This window comes from Pseudomonas entomophila L48 (genome assembly GCF_000026105.1).
Lineage (GTDB): Bacteria > Pseudomonadota > Gammaproteobacteria > Pseudomonadales > Pseudomonadaceae > Aquipseudomonas > Aquipseudomonas entomophila.
Genome location: NC_008027.1, coordinates 3,555,255 through 3,580,370, shown reverse-complemented (window position 1 = coordinate 3,580,370; position 25,116 = coordinate 3,555,255). Strand labels below are relative to the sequence as shown.

Below are 25,116 nucleotides of genomic sequence, written 5' to 3'. Positions count from 1 at the left end.
CAGCGAGATGACAGTAAGTAACGTGCCGACGGCGCACAGCCAGTTACTGAGCGTAATAGAGCCGGTGCTGCAGGAGATGGCCCCGGGCGTGCTGAAGCAGGCGTTGCTGGCCGAGTTCGGCAACCAGGAAGCGGCGCTGATGGAGATCGAGGAAGCCTTCCGCACCCTGACTGCGCGCCGCCATGGCGCACCACAGCTGCGCCGGTTTTTCGCCAGCTGGTCGAAGACCAACAACTCGGCGGCCAGCGTCTCGGGCCTGGCCAACCGGTTGACCCTGCTGGCCCGCTCGGAGCAGGGCAGTGCGGCGGCGCAGCAGATCTATCACGTCTGCGGCAGCCTGCAGCGCATCACCGACGAAGACCTGGGCGCCCTGGGCAACACCCTGCACAGCGACCTGTTCTACAACATGGCCACGCCCATCTGCGGCGACGACCAGTGGTTGCTCAAGGAGAACTGCCTGCCATCGGCGCAGGCCTTCAAGGACTGGACCGATGCTCGCCGCCTGCGTGACCGCGACCTGCTGCAGGGTTTGCTGACCACCCTGGTGCACGAGGTGTACACCCACGGTGAAGTGGAGTTCATCCACCCGCTGTTCAAGCAGTGGTTCGAGCGTGACATGGGGGTGCCGACGGAAAGCGTGCGCAAGACCGTTGCCTGGGTCACCGTGCACACCGGCGGCACCGAGAGCAACCACTTCGCCCATGCGGTCGAGGCGGTCGAAGGCTTCGTCAAGGCCATGGGTATCGAGGTCGACCAGGCCGCCGCCCAGGCGATCTTCGCCCAGTACCTGCAACGCAAGGCCGAGGTCATGCGCGATTGTGCGGCAAGCCTGGGCTGAGCCCGCTGTTGCCGCCTGCCATGTCCGCCCGGGCATGGCAGGGACCTGTCCGACACTTGAGCGTGCAAGGAACAGCGCATGCAACTCATCGTTTTCTGCCCTCCCGACATCATCTTCCAGCACAGCGCCGCGAGCTGGGCCAGCGCCATCGGCCCAGGCGGCATGCTGGTAAGCAGCGATATCCAGGCCGAGGAAATCGCTGCGCACCTGGGGGGCAAGGTCGAGTACCGGTTGTTCGAGCATTACCAGGACAACCCCCTGGTCGAGGTGGACGTCTGCGCACTGGTATGGGAACTCGAAGCCCCGTTGTGCGTGGCGCTGGACGAGGCTGACGTGCTGCGCGTGGCGCGGATCAACGACCGCCTGGGTGTCAGCATGGGCGCCGAAGGGCGCGCCATGTTCTACCGCGACAAGTTCTTCATGAAGCAGCGCGCCAGGAATTGCGGGCTGGCCATCGCCGACATGGCGCCGCTGGCCAATGCCACCGAAGCGCTGCGCTTTAGCGAGCAGTTCGGCTTTCCGCTGGTGATCAAGCCACGCCATGGTCGAGGCTGGAGTGGCGTCGAGGTGATCGAGGACATGGCCGGGCTGCGCCATTGGCTGTCGCAGCGAACCGCCAGCACCTTTCACAACCTGATGATCGAGAGCCATGTGCGTGGCGATCACTATCTGGTCGATGGCCTGTACATCGAGGGGCGCCCGATCCTACTGTCACCGGCCCGGGTGATCGCTACCTCGCTGGACTGTCGCGCCGGCAAGCCGTGTAGCCTGTACATGCTCGATGCCGGCAACCCGGTGCGCGATGAGCTGCTGCGCTATGCGCGGGCGCTGGTCGAGGAGGTGCTGCCCTCCGAACCGACCCTGCTGTTCCAGCTGGAGGTGCGGGTGACCGAGGACGGTGAAATCGCCCTGTGCCAGATCGCGATGCACCAGGGCGATGCCTTCACCCACCTTGAACTCGAGCAGGCCTGGGGCCTGGACCTGCGCATGACGTACCTGCGTGCGCTGCGTGATGCGGGCTATCGCCCGCAACCTGTGCCCGAGCCACGCTTGCGGGTTGGTCATTTGAGTATTGCGCCGCGTGTGGGCCTGCGCTTGGATGTGCCGGGCGAGTGTCCGCTGGAGGGGGTGCTGGCCTGCCGTGTTTCGGCCCGGCGGATGGTCGGCGCAGGGGAGGGCGAAGTGTTCAGTGCCACTGTCAGCGGGCCGGACGAGAGTACCCTGCGGGCCAGGCTGGAACAGGTTGGGCACTGGTTCGACCGGCACTGCGGGTCGATGAATCGGTGAAGCCCTGTTCACCTGTAGGAGCGGCTTCAGCCGCGATACAGGCAACGTGGTGGCTGGCACCCGCTTCGCGGGTGATCGCGGCTGAAGCCGCTCCTACAGTGAATGGTCCGGTACAGTGACGATGAATCCACTCTTGCAATGCCTGATGCCCATCCCTATTGCAGCCCTGGGCGCCTGGGGTGGCTACCTGAGCGGCCTGCCACTGGGCACGCTGATCGGCGCGGTCTGCACTGTCACGCTGGCCGGCAAGCTGGGCCTGAACATGCGCATGCCGTTGCCGTTCGTGGCCACGGTGCAGTTGCTGCTCGGCCTCAGCGTTGGCTCCACGGTGACGGCCTCGATGCTGGGCGAGTTGAGCGATATCAGCATCCTGGCCGGGTTGCTGGTGTGCATGGGCCTGCAGATCCTGGTGGGTTACAACTGGTTGCGCCGGTACGAGCGTTGGAGCCATCTGGAGAGCCTGCTTGGCGCCATGCCGGGGGCGATGGCGGCGGTCATGACGGTGTCGGGCGAACAGGGGCCGTCCTCCGGGCGGATCGCCTTCGTGCATATCGTCAGGCTGCTTGCCCTGTTGCTGGTGGTCACGCTGATCGCCGGTGGGCAGGGGAGTGGCGCGACAGCGAGCAACGGCAACCTGGACGACTACCTGCGGCTTGTGCCGCCCGCGCTGATGGCCGTGATCGCCGGTTACCTGCTGGAACGCCTGGAGGTGCCCGCGCCGTACATGCTCACCGGCGTGATGTGCGCTGCGGCGGTGAACATTGGTTACCCCGAGGCAAGCCTGCAGGTACCGGCCCCCGTGGCCACCGCCGCACTCATTCTACTGGGGGGGCTGATCGGCATCCGCCTGCGGGATATCACCTTGCGCGATGTACTGCGTCATGTGCGCGCCGGCCTGGTGGTCACCTCGCTGACGCTCTGCTGCACCGTGCTGGTGGCCCTGGCGGCCAGCCGGTTGACGGACAGACCGTTCCTCGCCCTGTTCATGTCCTGGGTGCCGGGCGGGGTGGAAGTGATGACGGCGGCGGCGTTGCTGCTGAAGCTCGATCCGGCGTTCGTGATGCTCAATCACGTGGTACGCATGACCCTCATCCATCTGGCGCCGGCTGTACTGCCCAGGCGATTGCTGCGTGAGCAGCCGACCCGCTGACGATCAGCCGCGAATCGATGGGTGTCGAACGGCAGCCTGGCTGACGCGCTCTGCCTGGCCGGCATGCAGGATGGCCAGCCGGCGTTGTTCGTATTCGGCTTGGGAAAGGCCCTGGCGTTGCAGCGCCTCCAGTTGCAGTTGCCGGGTCTCCTCGGCGGTGTAGGGGCGTAGTTCCGGGTGGCCGGCACAACCGCCGAGCATGGCCAGGCCAAGCACGACGAGGCTGACGGATAGAAGGCGGGAGAAGGCATTCATCGGGCGGTTCCAGGTTCCAGGGATTCGCGGTGTCGAATCGATGGATCAAGGGTATGGCGCGTGCCTGAAGAGGAGAAATTGCCGCGCTCGATAGTGACTATCGAGCCTGACTATCGCCGACAGAACCGGCGCCTTGTCCGATGGCGGCCCCCAAGTTGGCCGCCATTGCCCTGAGCAGCGCATCCCCCCCGACTTACCGTTACCCCTACCTACAACAAGAAATCGCCGTGCCCCTGCACGGTGCAACAGGGGAGCACCATGCCGTCATCCACGACACTGCTGTCAGCCGCCGCGCTGACCGCCTTCGCCTTGCTGCTCGGCGGCTGCCGGGACGAGCCGGAACCCGTCACCCCTGCTGGCGCAAGGGTGCCCGCCGACCCGGCCCTGGCCACGCTCTACGCCAACACCTGCAAGACCTGTCACGCCAACCCAGCCTCAGGTGCGCCGTTGGCGGGTGACGCGGCGGCCTGGTCACCCCGGCTCGCACAGGGCGTGGACCGCCTGCTGGAGCACAGCATCAACGGCTACAAGGGCATGCCGCCCATGGGCCTGTGCATGCAGTGTTCCGAGGCGCAGTTCCTGGCCCTGATCGGTTTCATGTCCGGCCAGTCGGTCCACTGAGCACAAGGGGTTTGCATGGCGATTCATCTTTCCCGACGCCGCTGGCTGCAACAGGCCACGGCGGCCTGCGCCTTCATGGCGCTTTCCGCTAACCCGGTGCTGGCGCAGATGCTGCGCGCGCCGCGCCTGATTCCGTGGCGCAACTGGTCGGGCGGGCAGAGCTGCCTGCCCTTGGCGCGCCTGGCGCCGCAGAGCCTGGACGAGCTGGCGCAGGTGGTGCGCGATGCTCCCGGCAAGGTGCGCCCGGTTGGCTCGGGGCACTCCTTCAGCGGCCTGGTGCCCACCGACGGCACGCTGGTTTCGCTCAGCTATTTCAATGGCTTGCTGGGGCATGACCCCGCCACCCTGCAGGCCGAGTTCGCCGCCGGTACACCCATGTCGGCGATGGGCGCGGCGCTCAAGGCGGTCGGCCAGGCGCTGCCGAACATGGCCGATATCGACTACCAGACCCTGGCCGGCGCGCTCGCCACCTCGACCCATGGCACCGGCGTCGGGTTCGGCTCGTATTCTTCGCAGGTCACCGGCCTGCAACTGGTCACGGCGGCCGGCGAGGTGCTCGACTGCGACAGCCTACAGCATCCACAAGTGTTCGACGCCGCGCGGGTGTCGCTGGGCGCCCTTGGCGTGGCGACCAAGGTGCGCCTGCAGAACCGGGGGGCCTTCCGCCTGCGCGAGCGCCAATGGATCGCCCGCACCGAGGAGTTGCTGGAGGACGTGCACAAGCACACCCGCGAGAACCAGCACTGGGAAATGCTGGTGATCACCCATTCCGATTACGCGTTGGCCGTTGCCCTCAATGAAACCAGCGATCCAGCCACCCCCGCGCAGGATCCGGCCAAGGAGGGTGGCAATGAATTCGTCACCCTGATCGAGAAGCTCGACAAGTACGGCAGCGACTTTCCCGCCGCGCGCCGGGCGCTGCTCAACAGCCTGCGCCACCTCGCCAGTTTCGACGAGCGGGTCGGCGATTCCCATGAGATCTTCGCCAATGTACGCAATGTGCGCTTCAACGAGATGGAGTACGCCGTGCCCGCGGAGCACGGCCCGGCCTGCCTGCGGGAAATCCTCGCGCTGATCCGCGAGCGCGACCTGCGCACCTGGTTCCCCATCGAGTACCGCTACGTGAAGGCCGACGACATCCCGCTGAGCATGTTCGAAGGGCGCGACAGCTGCTCGATTTCCGTGCACCAGCACTACAGCATGGACCACCACAACTTCTTCGCCGCCATCGAGCCGGTCTTCTGGAAGTACGCCGGCCGGCCGCACTGGGGCAAGCTGCACACGCTCAATGCGCGCACCCTGCAACCGCTGTACCCGCGCTGGAAGGCCTTCAGCGAGGTGCGCCAGGCGCTGGACCCGCAAGGCAAGTTCCTCAACGCCCACCTGGCCTCGATCCTGGGCGTGGCCTGAACACAAGGAGGTGTCATGAACAGACGCAAGTTTCTCGTGGGCGCGGCGGGGGCCGGCGTGTTGCTGGCGGGTGTCGGCGCCTGGCTGCGGCCGAGCGCCCAGGGGGCCCCGCACAATGATTACTTCGCCCGGCTCGAACGCGAACTGCGCGAGCACGGGCCCATGCGCCCGGTGATGCTGATCGACCTCGACCGGCTGGACCACAACATCGATGTGGTGACCCAGTCGGTGCACCGCGCCGGCAAGCACCTGCGCCTGGTGGAAAAGTCGCTGCCGGCACCGCAATTGCTCGAGTACATCGGCCGGCGCGCCGACACGCGGCGGCTGATGGCGTTCCACCAACCCTTTCTCAATCATGATGCGGCGCGTTTTCCCGATGCCGATATCCTGGTCGGCAAGCCTTTGCCCGTGCGTTCGGCGCACCTGTTCTACGAACAGCACCGAGGGCCGTTCGATCCGGCCAGGCAGTTGCAGTGGTTGCTGGACACACCCGAGCGCCTGGGGCAATACCTGGCGCTGGCGCAAGGCTTGGGGACCCGGTTGCGGATCAATATCGAACTGGATGTCGGCCTGCACCGGGGGGGTGTGAAGGATCATGCGGGCCTTGAGCAGATGCTCGCGCTGATCGCCACCAACCCCCGGCACCTGGCCTTTGCCGGCTTCATGGGCTACGACCCCTTCGTTGGCATGGACCTGCCCGGGATCCTCGGCTCGCCGGACGAACTGTTCGCCAGGGTCATGGCGTTGTACGACGGTTTCGTCGATTACGCTCGCACGCGCTACCCCGCGCTGTGGCAGGCGGACCTGACCCTGAACACCGCCGGCAGCCCGAGCTACCGGATGCACGAACGGGAGCGCACCAGCAGCGAAGTGGCGGTGGGTTCGGCGCTGCTCAAGCCCAGCCATTTCGACCTGCCGTCACTGGCCGACCACCAGCCCGCTGCCTTCATCGCCACGCCGGTGCTCAAGCGCACGGGCGCGGTGCAAATCCCGGCGCTGGATGGCAAGTCGGCGCTGCTGAGCGGGTGGGACCCGAACCTGCGCGAGACGTTCTTCATCTACGGCGGCAACTGGCTGGCCGAACCGGTGTCGCCGAGTGGGTTGCACTTCAATGGATTGTTTGGGCGCAGTTCCAACCAGGAAATGGTCAACGGCTCATCGGCGGTGGGGCTGAAGGTCGACGATCAGGTGTTCCTGCGGCCGACCCAGTCCGAGGCGATACTGCTGCAGTTCGGTGACCTGCTGGCGGTACGCGGCGGGCGCATCGTCGAGCGCTGGCCGGTCTACAGCTAGCGGTTCGCCGGCAAGCCGGCTCCTACGGGGATCGCACCCTGTAGGAGCCGGCTTGCCGGCGAACCGCGCCTTCACAGACTGAAGGGCAGGCTCAGCTTGACCCACAGCATCTCGCCCTCCGGGCGGTTCTGCACCGCGAACTCCTTGGCCCAGCGCGCCTCGATGCTGGCGTACTTGAGAAAGGTGAAATGCACGGCCGGGCCGATGGCGAACACCTGGCCGCGCACGCCATCGTCCACGTCCTCGCCCATGAAACTGACGGTGCGGCCGAACTGTTTGTCGTCGGTGGTCTGCTTCAGGTAATAGCCGTTCACCCCAAGGCGCAGGTTGTCGGTCACCCGGTAGCTGGCCGAGTAGTCGAAGTGGAACAGCTGGCCGGAGCGGTAGTCGGTGTCGGGGTTTTCCTTGTTGAAGCTGTAGGTGGCCTTGACCGAGAGTTCCGTGCGCTCGCTGGGCAGCCAGGTCGCCGACACTAATGGCTTGTAGGTGTAGAAGTTGTTGCTGGTGTTGGCCATGCGCGTGGCGTCGTAGTCACCGGTGGGCAGGGTGATCTCCAGGGCCGTGGCGAGGGTGAGGTCCGGGCCCATGTCCCAGAGGATGATCGGCGCGAGGGTGACGTCGCCCTGGCTCTCGCGGCGGCTGTGCTGGCCGAACATCGCCACCTGCTGGCGCAGGTAGGGTTGCGCCACATAGCCGCCGAGGCGCCCGCCGAACACGCGCAGCGGGCTGAGGTAGTCCAGCCGCGGGATGATCGCGTCGGAGGTGATCTTCACCTGGGGCACCTTGCCGCCGAGCGAACTGATGTCCAGTTTCCGCGCCTGGTAGTGGTTGTAGTAGAGGTTGAAGGCGAACATATGGTCCGGCAACTGGTCGACCCCCAGCGGCAGGACGAAGAAGCCGTCGGTGCCGGGGCCAATGTTGTCCACGCCGTTTTCGGTGGCATGGGCCGGGAGTGCGAGCAGCGACGCCAGGGTGCAGGCGCAGGTGAGGCGGGTCGGGTTCATGGTTGGGCTCGTTCTTGTTGTTATGGGTGTACGGCGGTGCGCCGCCCCATACAAATAAGCGCTTGCGAGCCGAGGGCGCAGGGCAATGCCGGACAGGCGAGGGGGCTTTGCCGGACATGCTGCAATATTTTGTTACTCTCATCCCGAGGGCCTTCGACTGCGCGATATGATGGCGGCGCCACGCACGCGGCCCCAGACAACAATCCAGGCGCCGTGGCCCGGGAGCAGCCTGCCATGCCCAGCACCACCCTTGACCCGCAACTCGATCTCGCCCTGGCGTCACCCTTCATGCTGCAGACCCTGACCCAGGTCGCCAGTGACCGGGGCGTCAGCAGCGAACGCCTGTGCCGCGGGCTTGGATTCACGCCGCAAGAGTTGCAGGACCCCACCCAACGCATCGCTTGCCGCCAGGCGGTGACGCTGATCCAGCGTGCGCTCGAAGCCCTGCCGGAGCAGGGTCTTGGCCTGTGGGTCGGCCATCGCAATGTGCTCGGCACCTTGGGGTTGCTCGGCCATGTGCTGTCGCTGTGCAAGACACTGCGCGATGCCTTCGAGATCGGTGCGCGCTATCAGCACACCAGCGGTGGCATGGCGGTCTACAGCCTGGAGGAGGGCGCTACGGAGTCGGTCATCGAGGTCGAGTGCCGGCTGCCCGCCGCCGACATCCAGGTGTTCGCGGTGGAAGAGTTTCTCGCCAGCCTGATGGTCTATGGCCGTGCCTTGATCGGTACCGAGTTCCGGCCTCTGCGCTTCGAGTTCACCCATGGCGCACCGCGTTACCTGGAAACGTACACGCGCCTGCTGGGGCCCAATGTCGCCTTTGGCTGCCTGCACAATCGCATGGTGATTGCCAGCCATTGGCTGGACCAGCCGCTGCCCGGGCACCAGCCCGTCGCCTTGCGCCAGGCGCTCAAGCTGCTGGAGCTGGAGTGCGCGCCGGTGCAGGAGAAGGCAAGCCTGCTGCAGGCCGTGGAGCGCGCCATTGTCCGCGACCTGCAGCATGGCTGTCGCATCGACAAGGTGGCCAGCGACTTGAACATGAGCAGCCGCACCTTGCGCCGGCACCTGGTCGAGCACGGCATCACCTTCGACGGCCTGCAGGAACAGGTACGCCAGGCCCGGGCCACCAGCCTGCTGGGTAATCCGCGCATGCCCATCGAGCGCGTCGCCGAGGCGCTGGGCTACAGCGACGTGCGTGGTTTCCGCCGGGCGTTCAAGCGCTGGACCGGGTTGAGCCCATCAGCGTGGCGGGAAAATGCACCAGCCTTAAGATCAACGCTGCACCTGTAGGAGCCGGCTTGCCGGCGAAGGGGGCGCTGCGGTGCCTGGCACCGGCCTTGCCGGTGTTCGCCGGCAAGCCGGCTCCTACCTTGAGGGCTGCGTTCAGGAGATTGCCGAGAACACCGAGCCGGTCATCCGCTCGCTCAGCAGCTCCAGCGCCCGCAACCCGGCCAGCGAGTTGCCCGAGGCATTCAGTGCCGGCGACCACACGCAGATGCTGTAGCGCCCCGGCACCACCGCGACGATGCCACCGCCCACGCCGCTTTTGCCGGGCAGGCCCACGCGGTAGGCGAAGTTGCCGGCTTCGTCGTACAACCCGCTGGTGGCCATGATCGCGTTCACCTGTTGCGCCTGGCGCCGGCTCAGCACCTGTTCGCCACTGTGCGGGCAGAGGCCGCCGTTGGCCAGGAAGGCGAAGCCACGGGCCACGTCGACGCAGCTCATCGACAGCGCGCAATGGTGGAAGTAGCTGCGCAGCACCGCGTCGACATCGTTGTGGAAATTGCCGAAGGCCTGCATCAGGTAGGCCATGGCGGCATTGCGCGCCCGGTGCTCGTATTCGGACTCGGCCACCACTGCGTCGCTGACGATGCGCGGGTTGGCGGACAGGCGGCGGACGAAGTCGCGCATCGACAGGGTCGGGGTGGCGTAGCGCGACTGGTTGATGTCGCAGATCACCAGGGCGCCGGCATTGATGAACGGGTTGCGCGGGCGGCCCTTTTCCACCTCCAGCTGCACCAGCGAGTTGAACGCCTGCCCGGACGGCTCGTAGCCCAGGCGTGACCAGATGTCCTCACCGCTGTGGTTGATCGCCTGCACCAGGCTGAACACCTTGGAAATGCTCTGGATCGAGAAGGGCGTATGCGCGTCTCCGGCGCAGTGCAACTGGCCGTCCAGGCTCTGCACGGCGATGCCCAGCTGGTTCGGGTCGACCTGGGCGAGGGCGGGGATGTATTGCGCCACCTGGCCCTGGGCGAGCAGGGGGTGGACGTGGTCGAGGATCTCTTGCAGTAATGCTTGCATGGGGGCCTGGCGTGGGTGGAATGCGGATCGCTTGCGAGTCGGACGAACGCCGTCGCGACGGCGACACAGGGTAGCTGAAAGGTGGCGGAGGAAGGATGAAGGATCGTGGACCAGAGACGACCTCTGTAGGAGCGGCTTCAGCCGCGATCACCCGCGCAGCGGGTGCCAGATACCGCGCAGCCGCATCGCGGCTGAAGCCGCTCCTGCACGGTAGAGGTGGGGGCTCAGCCGCTGACGGCGACCACCTTGCCCTTGGCGTTGGCGAACTTGCCGACAGGCGCCAGCGACAAAGCCGCGCGGTCATGCCCGAGCAAGGTGCACAGCGCGTCGATGATGGCCTGGTGGTCCTGGCGCTCCGGCAAACCGGAAACCGCCACGCTGCCGATCACCCCGGCGCCTTGGACGGTGATGGGGAAGCCGCCGCCGGCGCTTGCGTAATCCACGGGCGACAGGTTGTAGCGTTGGGTGAGGTCCTTCTGGTCAATGGCCAGTTGATGGCCGATCCGGTAGGAGCTGCACAGGAAGCGCTGCACCGTATTGCACTTGCGCCGTATCCAGTCATGATTGTGCGGTGTCACTCCTGGCCGGGCGGCGAGGAACAGCGGGCGCTCGAAGCGGCGGATGTCGATCACCACCAGCCAGCCTTCGGCCTCGGCCCGCCGTTGCAGGAGAGCGCCCAGTTGCCAGGCCACGTCTTCGTCGAAGTGCTTGAACTGCAGCACCTCTTCCTGGCGGACCAGCAGCGCCAGATCTTCGGCCAGTGCCATGTGAAGCTCCTTCCTGTCGGGGCTGATGAAGCCTCCATGCGAGGTGCGCCTGGGCAACCATGCCTTGCGCTACCGCTGTCAAATGAAAACTTTTTCATATTGTCAGAAGCGTAGCAGCAATCCGCCATGCCTTCGGCGCCGTCAGTGGGGGCAAGGCTTCAAGTCCGTGCCATGCCGGGCCGGCAGCCTTGTGCTAGAGCGGGGCTTGGCGTTATTTCCCAGACAGATGGTATGTATCCCACCCCCGACCTTTCGTCGCCTGCCGTGCGCACAAACGATTGCGCGTTCGCTGTCATGCGCGTGCGGGCTTCACTTTATAAAGCGGTCCAAGCGTTCTTCATCGACGAGCAAGGTCGAAACGGCAATGAACAAGCAAGCGGCACCCCCAACCCAAGGCGTCACGGTGGAACTGTTGGCCACGGTCGACCTGGGGCCCGAGATCGAAGGCATGGCCGGGCGCCAGTTGCGCATGCGCAAGGTCACCCTTGCGCCAGGCGCTGTGTTCGGACCCTTGCACGACCATGTCGATCGCCCCGGCACCGTGTACATCCTGCGCGGCATCATCACCGACCATCGCAATGGCATTGCCACCGACTACGGGCCGGGCGTGGGTTGGCCGGAGGACCACGACACCCTGCACTGGCTGGAGAATCGCGGCACGCAGGAGGCGGTCGAGATCTCGGTGGATATCGTGCGTCTTGGATGAAACCATCCGGTGACTGGCCTGATGCCCGGCGTGTCGGTCACCCGCCTTGCGCGTAGGTCGGAAGCAGGCGCAAGGCCTCGCCTGCCCGCGGGGCGGGCAGGGCAAGCACCTGGCGGTAGAACTCGACATGCACCTGGCAGACGCCGTCGGCGTCATCCAGGTGCTGCTTGGGGTTGCTGATGTAATCGTATGCGTTGGGTCTGTGCTCTTGCAGGCGGCCCAGGATGTCATCCAGGTCTGCCAGGGCTGTCGCGCCGGGCGGGGTTGGCGCGGGCGTGTGCAGCGCGGCGCCGACCATCTCCTGGAAGCCTTGTTGCAGGCGTGCCATTGCGTCGGCGGGGAGTCTGGCGAGCAGCCGTTGGTCCACTTCCAGCTGGTCGGCGAGGAGCCCGGCGCAGTCTTGCGGGCTGTCCTGCTGCAAGGTCTGCGTGATCTCCAGCATGGCTTGCCAGAATGTCGTCTGGGTGCTGGCAGGCGCGTCGAGCGCCAATGCCACGGACAGGTTGCTGGCAGTTTGTTTCGTCAACTCATCAAACTCGCTGAAGGAACTTGCCTGCTCCAGTGACCGCATGGCCTCGCCCAAGATCGGCTGGTATTCATCGGGATCGACCTGGTGGACCAGGTAGTAAAGGGGAATATTGCGCAGGTAGCTGTCCAGTTGCCCGGGTTGCCTGAGCTTGGCCAGCTGCGCGTCGACGTATTGGCCTGGTGGGGCCGAGGAGGCGTCGAAGGCTTGGTGGAAGCTCGAGATGAAGGCGGGGTAGACGTCAGTCCTGACCACGTAGGCTGTCTGGGCCAGCCCTGCCAGTATCAGCAGCGGCACCACGACACCGGTGAACTGCCCGTGGCGTCGGGCACTGCGCCAGAGCCCGACCAGTTGCCAGGCCCACAGCGCGGGTACCAGGACGATTAGCGCCAGGAGGACGCTGGCGGCCAGGAGTGGGTCGAGGGTTTCTCCCGCCAGCACCAGGCAAAGTGCTGTGAGCATGAGCGCGCACAGCAGGTTCAGGAGCACGCAGTCGAGCCAGAAGGTGCGGGCCAGGGACAATTCGCCGCGCCAGTGGCGGCGCAGGTAATGACCGCCGGTCTCGGCAGGCGAAATGGCGTGGGGTCGATCCATGAGAGAGCGGCTTCCTTGGGCATTGGCGTTGGTGTGTGCCGCTTGCCTTGACTGTGATTGGTGGCGCTATGATATCGGCTTTGCACGCCGCGACAAGGCGCCATCGATAGGCTCAACCTGTACCGATCTGATCCAGTTCACGCTTGAGCTGGTCACGGTCGAGACTGGCGAAGGGCAGGGCGAAGAACGCTCGGCACCGCTGTTCGATGCGCGCGAGCGTCGCGTGGAAGGCACCGTCCACAGCCGGCTCGTCGCCCACCACCTCTGAAGGGTCTTCCAGGCCCCAATGGGTTTTCAGCGCGGAACCGAAATACACCGGGCATGCCTCACCGGCGGCCTTGTCGCACACGGTGATGACGATATCCGGTGGGTTCTGCTCGAACGCTTCGTTGCCTTTACTGTGCAAGCCATCGGTGGCGATGCCGGCCTGCTGCAAGGTGATCAGGCTGCGCGGCAGCACCTGCCCCTTGGGGAAGCTGCCGGCGCTCACCGCTTCGAAACCGGGCGGGGCCAGGTGGTTGAACAGCGCTTCGGACAGGATGCTGCGGCAACTGTTGGCCGTGCACATGAACAGGACTCGCATGGGTATTCCTCGTCAGAGGCTCAGGCGCAGGGCCAGGGCCGAAAGGGTGATCAACAGCACCGGCAGGGTCAGTAGCAGGCCGACCTTGAAGTAGTAACCCCAGGTGATGCGCATGCCCTTGCGCTCCAGCACATGCAGCCAGAGCAGGGTGGCAAGGCTGCCGATAGGGGTGATCTTGGGGCCGAGGTCGCAGCCGATGACGTTGGCGTAGATCATCGCCTCGCGCACCACGCCCTCGGCGGCGCTGGCCTGGATCGACAGGGCGCCGACCAGCACGCTGGGCAGGTTGTTCATCACCGACGACAACAGCGCGGCGAGCAGGCCGGTGCCCAGGGTGGCGCTCCACAGGCCGTGTTCGGCCAGGCGGTCGAGCAACTGGGTGAGCAGGTCGGTGAGGCCGGCGTTCTTCAGGCCGTAGACCACCAGGTACATGCCCAGCGAGAAGACCACCACGTGCCAGGGCGCTTCGCGCAGCACGCGCCGGGTGGAGATGCGGTGGCCACGGGCGGCGACCGCGAACAGCATCGCCGCGCACACTGCGGCTACCGCGCTCACCGGGATGCCCAGAGGCTCCAGGGCGAACAGCCCGACCAGCAGCACCAGCAGGCTCCAGCCACCGACCACGAAGGTGGCGCGATCATGGATCGCCGCCTCGGGGGCCTTCAATGCATCGAGCGCGTAGTGCCGCGGCAGGTCGCGGCGAAAGAACAGCCACACCACCACCAGGGTGGCGCAGACACTGGCCAGGTTCACCGGCACCATCACCGAGGCGTACTCGGCAAAGCCGAGGTCGAAATAGTCCGCTGAGACGATGTTCACCAGGTTGGAGACCACCAGCGGCAGGCTGGCGGTGTCGGCGATGAAGCCGGCGGCCATGACGAAGGCCAGGGTGGCGGCGGGGGAGAAGCGCAGGGCCAGCAGCATCGACATGACGATCGGGGTGAGGATCAGCGCGGCACCGTCGTTGGCGAACAGCGCCGACACCGCCGCGCCCAGCAGCACGCAGAAGGCGAGCAGGCGGTGGCCGCTGCCATTGGCCCAGCGCGCCACGTGCAGCGCCGCCCATTCGAAGAAGCCGGCTTCGTCCAGCAGCAGGCTGATGATGATCACCGCGATGAAGGTGGTCGTGGCGTTCCAGACGATGGCCCAAACGGTCGGGATATCTTGCAGGGACACTGCGCCGGCGGCCAGGGCGATCAGTGCGCCAAGGGCCGCGCTCCAACCCACACCCAGGCCCTTTGGTTGCCAGATCACCAGCACCAGGGTGAAGACGAATACCGCGATTGCGATCAGCATGAAGGACGTTCCAGGTGGGTCAACAGCAACTGGCGGCGCGCACCGGGCGGCCGTCCATGTGCTGCAGGCGGGTGGCATTTTCGTGCAGCCAGGCCTGGTTGGCCTGGAGGGTCAGTTGCAGCATGTCGTGCACCCAGCCAGGGAGCTGCGGGTCGAGACGGTAGTAGACCCACTGGCCCTGGCGGCGGTCCTTGAGCACGCCACAGTTGCGCAGTTGGGCGAGGTGGCGGCTGACCTTGGGTTGGCTGTCGTCGAGGGCGCACATCAGCTCGCACACGCACAGCTCGCCCAGCTGGGCGATGAGCAGGGTGGCGCGGGCGCGGGTTTCGTCGGCGAGGCACTTGAAGACTTGGGGTGGGCTGATCATAAGGGAGTGGCCTATATATGTTATTTCGAATATATGAATATTCATATGTATTGACAACCCCTTTGACCTTGTCCGTCAACTCAACTCTGCATGGTTCCTGTGGACTCTCTCAAGTGATCTGTGTAGCGTCTTGGCATATTGCCAGCATCAGCAAGTGTGCCGATGCGGATAGCGAACCTGACAGAATGAATGGGGATCACGCGATTGAATGCAACGGATAGCAAGACTTTCAAGGAGTGGATGATTCAGTCCGGCTACGGCACCAACACAGCCAATAGCTACCTGACCGGTGTAAGGGCCGTCAGCCAGCACTGCGGCCAGGATATCCTGGGTATTACCGACCTCGAGCGGCTGCGTGACCTTTACAAGGCCTATGGCCCCCAGGGCGTCCACTGCAATCTTGGTGGCTCCAACAAAGGCAACTTGCACAACGGCCTCAAGCAGTGGCTGGCATACCAGGTGTTCCTTCAGCAACACGAGGCACATGCCGAGCATGCCACGCCGCCGGCGGAGCGCCCGGCGCTCAACCAGATACTGTTTGGCCCGCCCGGAACCGGTAAGACCTATGCCACGATCGAGGCCGCACTGGAAATTCTGGACCCCTACTGCCTGGCGCGGCACCGTGATGACCGTGAGGCGCTGAAAGGGCGTTTCGATGAACTGATCAACCAGGAGCAGGTCCGCTTCGTCACCTTCCACCAGAGCTTCAGCTATGAGGATTTTGTCGAGGGACTACGTGCTGAAACCAGCGAAGAGCACAAACAGCTCGAATACAACGTCGAGCCGGGTGTGTTCATGCGCCTGTGTGATGCAGCCCGGACTCATAGCGTGCATGCCGGGACCGGTGTGCGCAGCAACCCCAGGATCTGGAAGATCTCCGTCAATGGTACCGGCAGTTCGAGCACCAAGACCTATTGCCTCGAGCATGGCGAGGCAAGGGTGGGGTGGGGCCACACCGGAGACCTGCGCCTGGACCTTGAGAACAGCGACTATTACCAGAAGCTGGGCTCTGGCGATAAAGGCACGTTGGAGTATTTCGCCAAGGAGATGGCTGTAGGTGACATCGTTCTGTGCATCCAGTCAGCCGAGCTGATCGGTGCGGTGGGGGTGATCACCGGTGACTATCGCTATGAGGCCCAGGTGCCGTCCGGCGTGATCGACGATTATTGCCATGTCCGGCCGGTGAAGTGGCTTTATCGCAACGTCAACCAGTCGATCGTGCCGCTTAACGGTGGTCGTCAGTTCACGCTCAAGACTGTCTACCCCATGTGGCGATTCAGCTGGGCTGATCTGCTCAGCTACCTTGAGAAGCAGGGCGTGGCGCCAGTGGTTCCGTTGGTAGTCAAGCAGGACGAGCGCAAGCCTCATGTGTTGATCATCGACGAGATCAATCGAGGCAATGTTTCACGTATTTTCGGAGAGCTGATCACGTTGATCGAAGCCTCCAAACGCGAGGGGGCGCAAGAGGCGCTGAGTGTCGAGTTGCCCTACTCGAAAAAACCCTTCAGCGTCCCGTCGAACGTCTACATCATTGGCACGATGAACACCGCCGACCGGTCTCTGGCGGGGCTGGACATCGCCTTGAGACGGCGTTTCGTATTCCGCGAAATGCCACCCAGAGCGGAGCTGCTTGATGGCGTGATGGTGGAGGGTGTCGATATCGGTTTGTTGTTGCGGGCACTGAACCTGCGTATCGAGGCGCTGCTCGATCGCGACCACTGCCTGGGACATGCCTATTTCATGCCATTGAGGGAGGATGCTCGGCTGGAGCGTCTCGCCCTCATCTTCCGCAACCAGATCCTGCCATTGCTGCAAGAGTACTTCTTCGAAGACTGGCAACGCATCCAATGGGTCATGAACGACCACCGTAAAGCGGATTCCGATCGCTTTGTCCAGGAACAGGCCAATGCCTTGCACCTGTTGTTTGGCAATGATGTGAAGGTCGGTACCGGCAGCCGGAGTTGGTGTGTCAACAACGAGGCCTTCGAGCGTATCGAAGCCTATGCGGGGATTGTCGATCACCAAACGGGCCAACTGGCCTCGGAGACCGTGCGCGAAGGCGAACATGGCGGGCTTACCGTCCGCGAGTTGAGCACAGGGTCCATCGAGGTAATGCGCAATGGTATTCGGCAGGCGGTCACCAAACCATTGCTGCGGCAAATCGCAACGGCCCTGGATGTGAGCATCGTCAATCAGCAAGGCACCGAACTCAATACCAGGGCCTTGGGTCGAGCCGTACTGGATGCGCTGCAAAGTACCCGTTCATGAGTGGGCTCATCACCATCCGGGAGTACGGGCGGCTCACCACGGCGCCTGTCGTGAATTCTCTGGATCAGGCTCAGGTGCCTGCCAGCGCGTTCGACTGGTTGTGCGAGCTCAGTGCCGGATTCCACAAGAATGGCGCCAGGCTGCTACAAGTGGAGGGGCGCCATTCGTTGAAGTGGGACAGTTATGTCGGTGTAGTCGAAACACCGTGTGGGACACGCCTGGAGATCCTGCCGAAGCACACGGAGCAGGGCTATTGCGCAACACGTAGCCGGGAAATGCTGCGCAAGATGATCCAGCAGGCGTTGAACCTTAAGCCCAGAGTGACCTCGGTCACCAATCTGGCACTGTATGACGCCCCCCTGAGCGAATGGGTCATGGGGCAGTTCCTGGCAGAACTGGACCATTTGTTCAAACGCGGCTTGCGCTTTGATTACCAGCGTATCGAGGAGGAGCAGCGCTTCTTGCGTGGCCAGTTGAATGTCGTGGCCCAGATGCGTCAGCCCGCGGGGCGACAGCACTGTTTCCAGATCCGCCACGATGTATTCATGCCTGACCGTCCGGAAAACCGGGTGCTCAAGTTTGTCCTCGAGCGAATCTGCACGTTGACCCAGCTTCCTGACAATTGGCGGCTGGCCCAGGAGTTGCGCAACCAACTGGCCGAGATTCCCGCCAGTCGTTATCCGCACCGCGACCTCAGTGCCTGGAGCGACGAGCGGCTGATGGCGCATTACCGCGCGGTCAAGCCTTGGTGCGAGCTGATTCTGATTGACCAGATGCCGTTGTCGGTTTCCGGCCAATGGCAAGGCATGAGCCTGCTGTTCCCGATGCCGAAACTGTTCGAACAGTATGTGGCCGGTTGGCTGCGAACGAACCTGTCCCCAGATGCCTCTTTGCGAACGCAGGCACGCAGCGAATTTCTTTGCCAGCACCAGGACGAGTCGATGTTCCGGCTGGAACCTGATCTGTTGGTGACGAAGGGCGACCGGCGATGGGTGCTGGATACCAAGTGGAAGCGAATCGACGCCAAGCGCCGGGATAATAACTATGGACTGGGGCAGGCGGACTTCTATCAGCTGTTCGCCTATGGACAGAAGTACCTCAAGGGGGCCGGTGAACTTGTACTGATCTACCCGAGCCATGGTGATTTTGTAGAGGCACTTGCGCGTTTCAGTTTCGCCGATGGGCTGGGATTGCACGTACTGCCGTTCGATCTCGATGCGTGTTGTCTGATTGATCCGGAGCGGGCCGCGTTGCCTGTGCTGGCGACTCAGGCATCCATCGCGCAGGTCTCTGGGGCGTGAACGTTCAGCTTGCAGGTCGGGGGGCGCCGGCTGGTCTGCGCGTGACAGTTTTGGCCGAACTTGGCCCGCAGAACCGACCGTAATCGTCAGCAAAAGGCTACGGCGCTGCGATGTCTTTCTCGACGGCTAGCTGGGTAGCCCAGCGAGAAAGGCCTCGACCTGCCGTTTGCCGCGCAGGTGTACGGTGGGCACCTGCGGGGCGGATTTCAGGCGTACCGCCTCGATACCTTGGCGGTAGCCATGGTCGAACTGCCAGACGAACTTGAGAAAGCCCAGGAATGCCTTGTCGAGCTTCTCGCTGCAACCGGAGGGCAGGTCGGGGCGGGGACGGTTCATCAGGCTGCGCAGGATCACCCGGCCCAGGCACGTCAGGCGGGGAGTATCGAGCCAGATGACCAGGTCTGCGCGGGGCAGGCGCAAATCGAATGTGCGCCGGGCATAGTTGCCCTCGCAGACCCAGGCCTGAGGGGCGATGGCTGCGCGTACCCGGTCACGGAATCGCCCGGCGTCAGGCTCGACCCAGCCGGGCTCCCAGAACAGCGTATCTAGATGCACCACCGGCAGGCCGAGCCGGGCGCCAAGGTCACGGGCCAACGTGGACTTGCCGCTGCCAGAATTGCCCAGAATCACGATCCGTTGCATGGAAGACGTCCTGTCGCGAAATTAAAAGAACGGCGATTCTGCGGTTTTTGCGAAAACTGTCAACGGCGGCCTTCACCGACGATAGTAGCGGCGGTCGTCCTCGTAGCGATGATGCAGGGCGCGATCGTGATGGCGTTCCCAGTAACGCTGGCGCTCCATTTCCCGGCGATGTTGCTCCCGGCGCCATTGTTCGCGGCGCCACTGTTCCCTGCGCCAATCGTCGCGACGGTCATACCGGCGCTCGTCGCGCCAGTGGTCATCGTGGGCCAGCAACGTTCCGTGATGCTTGCCGGCCAGGCTGGCGGTGGTCTGCCAGGGATTGCCGGTGGCGTGGTCCGGTGCCTGGGTGGCCGCGACGTCAGAGGTGAAAACAGGGGCGGGCGTCTTCATGGGCATGGCCGACGCCGAGCCTGCCGCCGCGAGCGCGAACAAGCCGAGGAGGAGCATCCGTGGGGCACGTAGTTTCATGGGCAAGACAACCTCTGAATGACAGTGGATCGTGGCCGTCTGGCGGCACCGCACGGTAGCGTCGTGCGTACCCACATAGACCTGCAAAGCGTAAAAAGTTCTGGCCTGGCAGCAGATAAATAGTCAGCGAACTCAATGCGTTGCGCGTTGTCGCACGGTGTGTCGCACCAACCGTCGGGCGGCGGCTGGCGTACCGCGCAGGCGTGCACTAGCGTTCAGGCTTATAGCCCTCGGCCATCATCGCACCGGGCTGCCGGGCAGGGATGTCAGTCACGCACCGTCGCTGCGGGGTCACGCCCATCATGCCGCACCCACTCCCAGACCCGACCCGGCGCCTGGCGTACCAGGCCAGCGCCCCGATTTTCCAGGCTTTCGTGCAACAGGCACAGTGTTGGCCCGAGGCCACGGCGATCACCACCCAGGGCTTCGCCTGCAGCTACCGGCAGCTTGAACGCATCAGCCATGGCATTGCCGCGCACCTGCTGGCGCTCGGGGGAACGGTGGCCGATCGGATCGTGATCGTCTCCAGCCGTTGCGCGGGCCTGGTCTATGGGCTGCTTGGCGCCTCCCGCGCAGGCTTGACGCTCAGCGTGGCCGACGCGGCATATCCGTCTGGGCGCATCGAGCAGATCATCGACCTGCTTCAGCCAGCCTTCGTACTGGTGTGCGGCAGCGCGGAGGTTGCACTCGACCCGCAAGGTCCGCACATCATCAGGGTGCCAGAGGCCCCGGACATGGCTTTGCGGCAGTTTGGCAATGCTGCGGTGAACTTGCCCGAGGTTGACCCCTCACGCCCGGCCTACATCACGTTCACCTCGGGCAGCACGGGCGAACCGAAGGGCATCGTCACCCACCACGCGCCGTTGGTGCACTTCGTCAGATGGCATGTCGAGCACCACGGCTTCACCCGCGAAGAGCGTTTCTCCATGGTGTCGGGGCTGGGGCACGACCCGGTGTACCGGGACGTATTCACGCCATTGTCTATCGGCGCGCGGATCGCCTGCCCGGCCCAGGCGACCCTGACCGACCCCCAGGCCCTGGCAACCTGGGTACACGACGAAGGCGTCACGGTCATGCACCTCACACCGCCGCTGGGCAGGTTGATCGAAACCGGCGCCACGCTCGCGGGCCTGACGCTGGAGCGCCTGCGCTACTTGTTCTGGGGCGGTGACGCGCTGAGCCCGACGTTGCATCAGCAGATCCGCACCGTCGCCCCCCAGGCCGCCAGCGTCAACTTCTATGGCACCACTGAAACGCCACAAGCCATGGCGTTTCACCCTATCGACGCACCGCTGGCCACAGGTCGCATCCCATTGGGCAAGGGTATCGACGATGCGCAGTTGCTGGTGCTGAACGAGGCCGGGCAGTTGGCGGGCGAGGGTGAAGTCGGGGAGATCCTGATCCGCAGCCCCTACTTGTCGCTGGGCTATTGGGGGGATGCGGCGCTGACCGGCGCAAAGTTCGTGGTCAACCCGTTTACCGGTGATACCAGGGATATCTGCTATCGCACCGGCGATCAGGGCACCTACCTGCCCGATGGCAGTGTCGACTTTCTCGGCCGCGCTGACAGCCAGGTGAAGATCCGTGGTCACCGCGTCGAACTGGCCGAGATCGAAGGCGCCGTCGCGCGCCATCCGCAGATCCGCCAGTGCGTGGTGCTGGCCTTGAATGAGCATGGCGCGACCAAGCTGGTGGCTTGTTGCGTGGCGCGCCAGGCAGTGTCGAGCGCCGAGTTGCGCGATGCGCTGGGCAGCCAGTTGCCGGACTACATGGTGCCGGCGCAGTGGCTGTTCCTGGAGTCGGTGCCGCTTACGCCCAATGGCAAGGTCGACCGGCGCGCGCTGGCCAAGCTCGTCGACACTGCGGGAGCCGCGCCCGCCCAACCGTTGACACCCCTGGCTCAGCAATTGAGCGAAGCCTGGGCACGCATACTCCAGGTCCCGAGCATCGACAGCAGCCTCACCTTCGTCGAGCTGGGCGGCGACTCGCTGACCTTCGTCCAGGCCTCGATGGCCCTGCAGAAACTGATCGGCCAGTTGCCGGAGCGCTGGGAGATGACCCCAGTGCAGGAACTGGCGACGGTGGCGGTCGAGCCCGGCGCTACGCGCCGGGCAACGCGGGCCATGGAGGTACCGGTGCTGTTGCGCATGCTGGCGATCATCCTGATCGTCGCCGGGCATTTCGGGTTGTTTGGCGGTTGGATGGTGACCGGCGACACGGCGACGCTGTTCCTGATTTCCGGCCTCAGCCTGGCGCGGTTCCAGCTCCAGGCCATCGAGGAGCGGGGCGATGCCCGCGGCTTGCTGCGGTCGGTCGCCGCCATCGCCTTGCCGACCGTGCTGTACACCGTGCTGATCCAGTGCGTGTTCGACCGCCTGCACTGGCAGTCGCTGCTGCTGGTGTCCAACTGGTTCGCGCCTGAGCAGGTTGGGGTCTTCAACTATTGGTACATCGAAGTGCTGGTGCAGATGATCCTGCTCGTCGGCCTGGTGCTGTCGATCGGCCGGGTGCGCAGGGCGATCCTGGCCGACCCGTTCCGTAGCCTGGCGCTGGCGGCCTGTGCGTTGCTGGTGGCCGATGTGTTGATCACGCTGTTCGTCTACGACGCCAGTGCGCTGTACAACCGGGTGCCGCAGCATTACCTGGCGATCACCGTGCTGGGCATGGCGGTGCACTACGCTGATTCGACGGCGCGCAAGTGGGTGGCCAGTGCCCTGGCGGTGCTGGTGATCGGTGAACTCGACCTGTTCACCCTGGCCGGCTATGGGTGGGAGGCTGCGATGATCCGGATGCCCATCGATATCGCCCTGCCGGCGGTGCTGGCGCTGATCTGGGTACGTGCCGTGCCGGTGCCCGCGCTGTTGGCGCGGGTCGGGACACTGATCGCTTCGTCGACCCTGTTCATCTACCTGACCCATTACCAGTTCAAGTCCGTTGCGCAACGTGTCCTGGACCAGCCGGTGTTCGCGCTGGTGCTCTGCCTGGTGGGGGGCGTGGTGGTGGGGTACTGCTGGAACAGGGTAGTGCGCGGGGTGATGACGCGCTGGGGCAGGGGGCGCGGGAAGCGTCCGGTGGACACGGTGGAATCCGCGGTCTGAGGTGTGGGCGAACGCCTGTTCCAGAGCTCGGTGGTTAACCTGATCCACACCTTCTGGCAGACTCAAGGCCCCGTTCAGGAATGGATACCGTACGCCTCATGTCCCGCTTGTCCGAATACACCGATGCCGACATCCTCAAGATCATCACGGACGAAGAATACGTCAGAATCAGCGGCTCGCACCGCAACGGCGCTTCGGTGCACGAACTCAAGCACAAGTGCGGCATGGTGAGTTGGAAAAACTCCAAGACACTGCTCAGCAACAAGCGCGGCTGCGCGTTCATTCCCTGTCACCCGCGAGGCGTGCTGAGCCTGTTGCATATCCGCTCGATCGCCAGGGCATATGGCATCGATGACGTGCGTCACGAGCGCCAGGATGAGATGCCGCTGGACCGCCTGGTCATCTCGGCCAAGGACCCGTTGAGCTGGCACAAGGGCGATGATGTCATGCGCCAGAGCTGGAACACGGTCCGGGCAAGGGCTCTCTCTGCAAAGGGCGGTACGTTCTTCCAGGCGGACGACACCCGACGCAGAGCGCCCGCAAAGGTGCTCGAGCCAACCCAGCTTGCCCAGCTCTGCGCTTCCAGGGGGCTGGTCCCTCCCTCGCGGGCCCCGGCGCGACGCATCACCAAGGCGATTTATGTGCACATTGCGTGTGGCGAGGAAGTTCCCCTGCGTTTCAACGAGCTGTTGGACTGGCAAGAAGGCAAATGCCGGCACTGCAACCCCCCGCAGGTCGCCTTGCTGGCGTCCTTCAGGGCGTTCCTCGACGATATGCAGATGGAGTTCCCCGGTTCGCTCAAGCTGATGAAAGGCAGGGAGCAGGTGGACCGCGTTCAGAAAGTCGTGATTCGCTGCCAGCTGTGTGGCGGGCAGAACGCGGCAAGGTCGTATGACCATGTGCGCTACCGGGGCTTCACCTATTGCGACAACACCACCTGCGACAACGGTTATCCGGCGCAAGATATCACGCACCAGGATGAGGCCTACTACATCCGTGTGTTGCAGGACGCCGGGGTCGATAACCTTGCGCAGGCCCAACGTCGCTTTCCGCGTGCGATGCGGCATCTCAGTTCGGTGTCGAGGCGTAATGGCGATGAAACCGCGAAGAACAAGTACCTGGCCGTTTGCCAGGCGTTGGCGTTCGCCACCAATGCACGCCCGGCGGACTACACCGAAGATGAGCTCGTCGTCGCGTTCGAAGCGGCGATCAGCGCAGGAGCAATGAATATCGGCCACATCAGGGCCGCCTTGCCTGCGGGTATCAACAACTTCATTACACGCCGCATGGCGGCGGGGGACGCGGTGCATCATCGGGTGCTCGAGCGCATCGGCTTTGCGTTCAAGCGTGAGCACGAGATCCAGACGCTCGACGATGCGCTCACTTTTATCCGCGATAAAGGCTGTGCCAGCTGGAGTGAGTTCGTGTCCCGTTTCCCCGGCGCAACCGAAAGCACGATCAACGCCGGCTTGAAAGATGGCGTGATGGCCGAGTTCGGCTGGAAGGCACTGGTGAATCACTCACGGCTCAGCGATGAAGCACTGCTGGAGCGGGTGGCCACCCTGTGCCGGGACGAGGCAATTTCAAGCCTGAGCCAGCTCGAGCGTGCCCATGGCAGCCTGCTGCGCAATATCCGCGAGCGTGAGCTCACCGAGCGGATGTGCGAACGGCAGGGGTTCGAGCAGGTGTCGAACTGGCAGGGGATGCGCTTCGACGAACTGCTCGCGTTCCTGCGCGATTGCGCTTACACCTCTTCAAGCGACTGGCATGGGTCTTCCTCGGGGTCGTACAAGTATGCCGTGGCGCAGGACTGGCTCCAGGACCTCTCCACGCAAATGGGTTGGGGCAAGTACAAGTCGCTGAGCGGTTCGCGCTACGACTCGCTGCCTGAAACGGTCGTGGCCAATCTGCTGCACTTGTTCGACTACAGGTATCGCGCCCATCCGGCGATCCATCAGTTCCCCGGGTTTGGCGGAGGGCGGTCCACCGGCGACTTCCAGCTGGAAGACCCCCTCCTCTGGGTGGAGGTGTGGGCCTACGGGGTCGATGAAACGGCCCCCCGGGGGATGTTCGAGGATTACCCGGCCCGGCGCCGCTACAAAGAAGCGATGTACCTGGCCAACGACATGCCACTGTGTGGCATCGAGGGTGGGCTGTTCTATCGAAACTGGCGCATCCATGGCATCCAGTACCCGCGAGGATTGAGCGGCTTCGTACGCCATGTCTGTGATCGCCTGACCCGTCATGGCTACCCCGTGACCTACAGTACGGAGCTGCTCCACACGTTGAGGGTGTCTGTCTCCAGCCAGAGCGATTCACCTGCGATCGAACTTTAGCC

Annotated in this window: 22 protein-coding genes; 12 read left to right on the top strand and 10 right to left on the bottom strand. The window is 64.4% G+C overall.

All coding sequences use genetic code 11. The features are described 5' to 3' along the window. Positions 1-7: 7 nt before the first annotated feature. The 3 genes from PSEEN_RS15350 to PSEEN_RS15340 all read left to right on the top strand — a co-directional run bounded on the left by PSEEN_RS15350 (position 8) and on the right by PSEEN_RS15340 (position 3,275). The gene (locus PSEEN_RS15350; RefSeq protein WP_011534462.1) at positions 8-838 is read left to right on the top strand and encodes a hypothetical protein; all 831 of its coding nucleotides are present in this window, start codon (positions 8-10) and stop codon (positions 836-838) included. A gap of 78 nt (positions 839-916) precedes the next feature. Then, the gene (locus PSEEN_RS15345) at positions 917-2,125 is read left to right on the top strand and encodes an ATP-grasp domain-containing protein (RefSeq protein ID WP_011534461.1); all 1,209 of its coding nucleotides are present in this window, start codon (positions 917-919) and stop codon (positions 2,123-2,125) included. A 121-nt stretch (positions 2,126-2,246) separates the two neighbouring features. After that, complete coding sequence (locus tag PSEEN_RS15340; protein ID WP_048815107.1) at positions 2,247-3,275, top strand: AbrB family transcriptional regulator; 1,029 nt, start codon at positions 2,247-2,249, stop codon at positions 3,273-3,275. Positions 3,276-3,278: 3 nt separating this feature from the next. On the opposite strand, the gene PSEEN_RS15335 is transcribed toward PSEEN_RS15340, so the two are convergent. Then, positions 3,279-3,530 carry a hypothetical protein gene (locus tag PSEEN_RS15335; RefSeq protein WP_011534459.1) on the bottom strand — a complete coding sequence of 84 codons (252 nt, stop codon included), beginning with the start codon at positions 3,528-3,530 and terminating at the stop codon, positions 3,279-3,281. Between the two features lie 258 nt (positions 3,531-3,788). On the opposite strand from PSEEN_RS15335, the gene PSEEN_RS15330 reads away from it, so the two are divergent. From PSEEN_RS15330 to PSEEN_RS15320, 3 genes are all read left to right on the top strand, one after another. Then, positions 3,789-4,151, top strand: a complete 363-nt coding sequence (locus PSEEN_RS15330; RefSeq protein WP_011534458.1) for a c-type cytochrome — start codon at positions 3,789-3,791, stop codon at positions 4,149-4,151. A 75-nt stretch (positions 4,152-4,226) separates the two neighbouring features. After that, entirely contained in the window at positions 4,227-5,561 is a 1,335-nt protein-coding gene (locus tag PSEEN_RS15325; RefSeq protein WP_231845323.1) for a D-arabinono-1,4-lactone oxidase, read from the top strand. Positions 5,562-5,576: 15 nt separating this feature from the next. Beyond that, positions 5,577-6,854 (top strand): DSD1 family PLP-dependent enzyme, encoded by a 1,278-nt coding sequence (locus PSEEN_RS15320; protein ID WP_011534456.1) that lies wholly within the window; start codon positions 5,577-5,579, stop codon positions 6,852-6,854. 71 nt (positions 6,855-6,925) lie between these two features. On the opposite strand, the gene PSEEN_RS15315 is transcribed toward PSEEN_RS15320, so the two are convergent. Further along, positions 6,926-7,858 carry a SphA family protein gene (locus tag PSEEN_RS15315; protein WP_011534455.1) on the bottom strand — a complete coding sequence of 311 codons (933 nt, stop codon included), beginning with the start codon at positions 7,856-7,858 and terminating at the stop codon, positions 6,926-6,928. A gap of 234 nt (positions 7,859-8,092) precedes the next feature. Between PSEEN_RS15315 and PSEEN_RS15310 the strand changes: the two genes are divergently transcribed. Then, positions 8,093-9,148: an AraC family transcriptional regulator gene (locus tag PSEEN_RS15310; protein WP_011534454.1), complete on the top strand. Its 1,056-nt coding sequence runs from the start codon at positions 8,093-8,095 to the stop codon at positions 9,146-9,148. 93 nt (positions 9,149-9,241) lie between these two features. On the opposite strand, the gene glsB is transcribed toward PSEEN_RS15310, so the two are convergent. Continuing rightward, positions 9,242-10,162, bottom strand: a complete 921-nt coding sequence (gene glsB / locus PSEEN_RS15305; RefSeq protein ID WP_011534453.1) for a glutaminase B — start codon at positions 10,160-10,162, stop codon at positions 9,242-9,244. Between the two features lie 224 nt (positions 10,163-10,386). Continuing rightward, positions 10,387-10,929, bottom strand: a complete 543-nt coding sequence (locus tag PSEEN_RS15300) for a heme-degrading domain-containing protein (RefSeq protein WP_011534452.1) — start codon at positions 10,927-10,929, stop codon at positions 10,387-10,389. A gap of 364 nt (positions 10,930-11,293) precedes the next feature. On the opposite strand from PSEEN_RS15300, the gene PSEEN_RS15295 reads away from it, so the two are divergent. Next, positions 11,294-11,635 carry a cupin domain-containing protein gene (locus tag PSEEN_RS15295; RefSeq protein ID WP_044488211.1) on the top strand — a complete coding sequence of 114 codons (342 nt, stop codon included), beginning with the start codon at positions 11,294-11,296 and terminating at the stop codon, positions 11,633-11,635. Positions 11,636-11,672: 37 nt separating this feature from the next. Here PSEEN_RS15295 and PSEEN_RS15290 read toward each other — a convergent pair whose 3' ends face one another. From PSEEN_RS15290 to PSEEN_RS15275, 4 genes are all read right to left on the bottom strand, one after another. Beyond that, the gene (locus PSEEN_RS15290; protein WP_011534450.1) at positions 11,673-12,755 is read right to left on the bottom strand and encodes a hypothetical protein; all 1,083 of its coding nucleotides are present in this window, start codon (positions 12,753-12,755) and stop codon (positions 11,673-11,675) included. Positions 12,756-12,867: 112 nt separating this feature from the next. Further along, complete coding sequence (locus tag PSEEN_RS15285; RefSeq protein WP_011534449.1) at positions 12,868-13,338, bottom strand: arsenate reductase ArsC; 471 nt, start codon at positions 13,336-13,338, stop codon at positions 12,868-12,870. Between the two features lie 12 nt (positions 13,339-13,350). Continuing rightward, positions 13,351-14,634: an arsenic transporter gene (locus PSEEN_RS15280; RefSeq protein WP_011534448.1), complete on the bottom strand. Its 1,284-nt coding sequence runs from the start codon at positions 14,632-14,634 to the stop codon at positions 13,351-13,353. Between the two features lie 19 nt (positions 14,635-14,653). Continuing rightward, complete coding sequence (locus tag PSEEN_RS15275) at positions 14,654-15,001, bottom strand: metalloregulator ArsR/SmtB family transcription factor (protein ID WP_011534447.1); 348 nt, start codon at positions 14,999-15,001, stop codon at positions 14,654-14,656. Between the two features lie 240 nt (positions 15,002-15,241). On the opposite strand from PSEEN_RS15275, the gene PSEEN_RS15270 reads away from it, so the two are divergent. Next, on the top strand, positions 15,242-17,269 hold the full coding sequence (locus tag PSEEN_RS15270) for an AAA family ATPase (protein ID WP_011534446.1): 2,028 nt from the start codon (positions 15,242-15,244) through the stop codon (positions 17,267-17,269). After that, positions 17,266-18,570 carry an McrC family protein gene (locus PSEEN_RS15265; protein ID WP_011534445.1) on the top strand — a complete coding sequence of 435 codons (1,305 nt, stop codon included), beginning with the start codon at positions 17,266-17,268 and terminating at the stop codon, positions 18,568-18,570. Before PSEEN_RS15270 ends, PSEEN_RS15265 begins: the two co-directional genes overlap by 4 nt. 126 nt (positions 18,571-18,696) lie before the next feature. On the opposite strand, the gene PSEEN_RS15260 is transcribed toward PSEEN_RS15265, so the two are convergent. Then, the gene (locus PSEEN_RS15260; protein WP_011534444.1) at positions 18,697-19,212 is read right to left on the bottom strand and encodes a P-loop NTPase family protein; all 516 of its coding nucleotides are present in this window, start codon (positions 19,210-19,212) and stop codon (positions 18,697-18,699) included. Between the two features lie 72 nt (positions 19,213-19,284). After that, a complete protein-coding gene (locus tag PSEEN_RS15255) occupies positions 19,285-19,680 on the bottom strand; it encodes a hypothetical protein (protein WP_011534443.1) in 396 nt (131 codons plus the stop codon). Positions 19,681-19,982: 302 nt separating this feature from the next. Here PSEEN_RS15255 and PSEEN_RS15250 point away from each other — a divergent pair, with 302 nt between their 5' ends. Continuing rightward, positions 19,983-22,778 (top strand): amino acid adenylation domain-containing protein, encoded by a 2,796-nt coding sequence (locus tag PSEEN_RS15250; protein ID WP_011534442.1) that lies wholly within the window; start codon positions 19,983-19,985, stop codon positions 22,776-22,778. 80 nt (positions 22,779-22,858) lie between these two features. Beyond that, the gene (locus tag PSEEN_RS15245) at positions 22,859-25,114 is read left to right on the top strand and encodes a hypothetical protein (protein WP_011534441.1); all 2,256 of its coding nucleotides are present in this window, start codon (positions 22,859-22,861) and stop codon (positions 25,112-25,114) included. Positions 25,115-25,116: the final 2 nt, after the last annotated feature.

Bases quoted from the DNA above. Each gene is read 5' to 3' on its own strand.
- PSEEN_RS15350 (WP_011534462.1), top strand. From the start codon at position 8: ATGACAGTAAGTAACGTGCCGACGGCGCACAGCCAGTTACTGAGCGTA.
- PSEEN_RS15345 (WP_011534461.1), top strand. From the start codon at position 917: ATGCAACTCATCGTTTTCTGCCCTCCCGACATCATCTTCCAGCACAGC.
- PSEEN_RS15340 (WP_048815107.1), top strand. From the start codon at position 2,247: ATGAATCCACTCTTGCAATGCCTGATGCCCATCCCTATTGCAGCCCTG.
- PSEEN_RS15335 (WP_011534459.1), bottom strand. From the start codon at position 3,530: ATGAATGCCTTCTCCCGCCTTCTATCCGTCAGCCTCGTCGTGCTTGGC.
- PSEEN_RS15330 (WP_011534458.1), top strand. From the start codon at position 3,789: ATGCCGTCATCCACGACACTGCTGTCAGCCGCCGCGCTGACCGCCTTC.
- PSEEN_RS15325 (WP_231845323.1), top strand. From the start codon at position 4,227: ATGGCGCTTTCCGCTAACCCGGTGCTGGCGCAGATGCTGCGCGCGCCG.
- PSEEN_RS15320 (WP_011534456.1), top strand. From the start codon at position 5,577: ATGAACAGACGCAAGTTTCTCGTGGGCGCGGCGGGGGCCGGCGTGTTG.
- PSEEN_RS15315 (WP_011534455.1), bottom strand. From the start codon at position 7,858: ATGAACCCGACCCGCCTCACCTGCGCCTGCACCCTGGCGTCGCTGCTC.
- PSEEN_RS15310 (WP_011534454.1), top strand. From the start codon at position 8,093: ATGCCCAGCACCACCCTTGACCCGCAACTCGATCTCGCCCTGGCGTCA.
- glsB (WP_011534453.1), bottom strand. From the start codon at position 10,162: ATGCAAGCATTACTGCAAGAGATCCTCGACCACGTCCACCCCCTGCTC.
- PSEEN_RS15300 (WP_011534452.1), bottom strand. From the start codon at position 10,929: ATGGCACTGGCCGAAGATCTGGCGCTGCTGGTCCGCCAGGAAGAGGTG.
- PSEEN_RS15295 (WP_044488211.1), top strand. From the start codon at position 11,294: ATGAACAAGCAAGCGGCACCCCCAACCCAAGGCGTCACGGTGGAACTG.
- PSEEN_RS15290 (WP_011534450.1), bottom strand. From the start codon at position 12,755: ATGGATCGACCCCACGCCATTTCGCCTGCCGAGACCGGCGGTCATTAC.
- PSEEN_RS15285 (WP_011534449.1), bottom strand. From the start codon at position 13,338: ATGCGAGTCCTGTTCATGTGCACGGCCAACAGTTGCCGCAGCATCCTG.
- PSEEN_RS15280 (WP_011534448.1), bottom strand. From the start codon at position 14,634: ATGCTGATCGCAATCGCGGTATTCGTCTTCACCCTGGTGCTGGTGATC.
- PSEEN_RS15275 (WP_011534447.1), bottom strand. From the start codon at position 15,001: ATGATCAGCCCACCCCAAGTCTTCAAGTGCCTCGCCGACGAAACCCGC.
- PSEEN_RS15270 (WP_011534446.1), top strand. From the start codon at position 15,242: ATGATTCAGTCCGGCTACGGCACCAACACAGCCAATAGCTACCTGACC.
- PSEEN_RS15265 (WP_011534445.1), top strand. From the start codon at position 17,266: ATGAGTGGGCTCATCACCATCCGGGAGTACGGGCGGCTCACCACGGCG.
- PSEEN_RS15260 (WP_011534444.1), bottom strand. From the start codon at position 19,212: ATGCAACGGATCGTGATTCTGGGCAATTCTGGCAGCGGCAAGTCCACG.
- PSEEN_RS15255 (WP_011534443.1), bottom strand. From the start codon at position 19,680: ATGAAACTACGTGCCCCACGGATGCTCCTCCTCGGCTTGTTCGCGCTC.
- PSEEN_RS15250 (WP_011534442.1), top strand. From the start codon at position 19,983: ATGCCGCACCCACTCCCAGACCCGACCCGGCGCCTGGCGTACCAGGCC.
- PSEEN_RS15245 (WP_011534441.1), top strand. From the start codon at position 22,859: ATGGATACCGTACGCCTCATGTCCCGCTTGTCCGAATACACCGATGCC.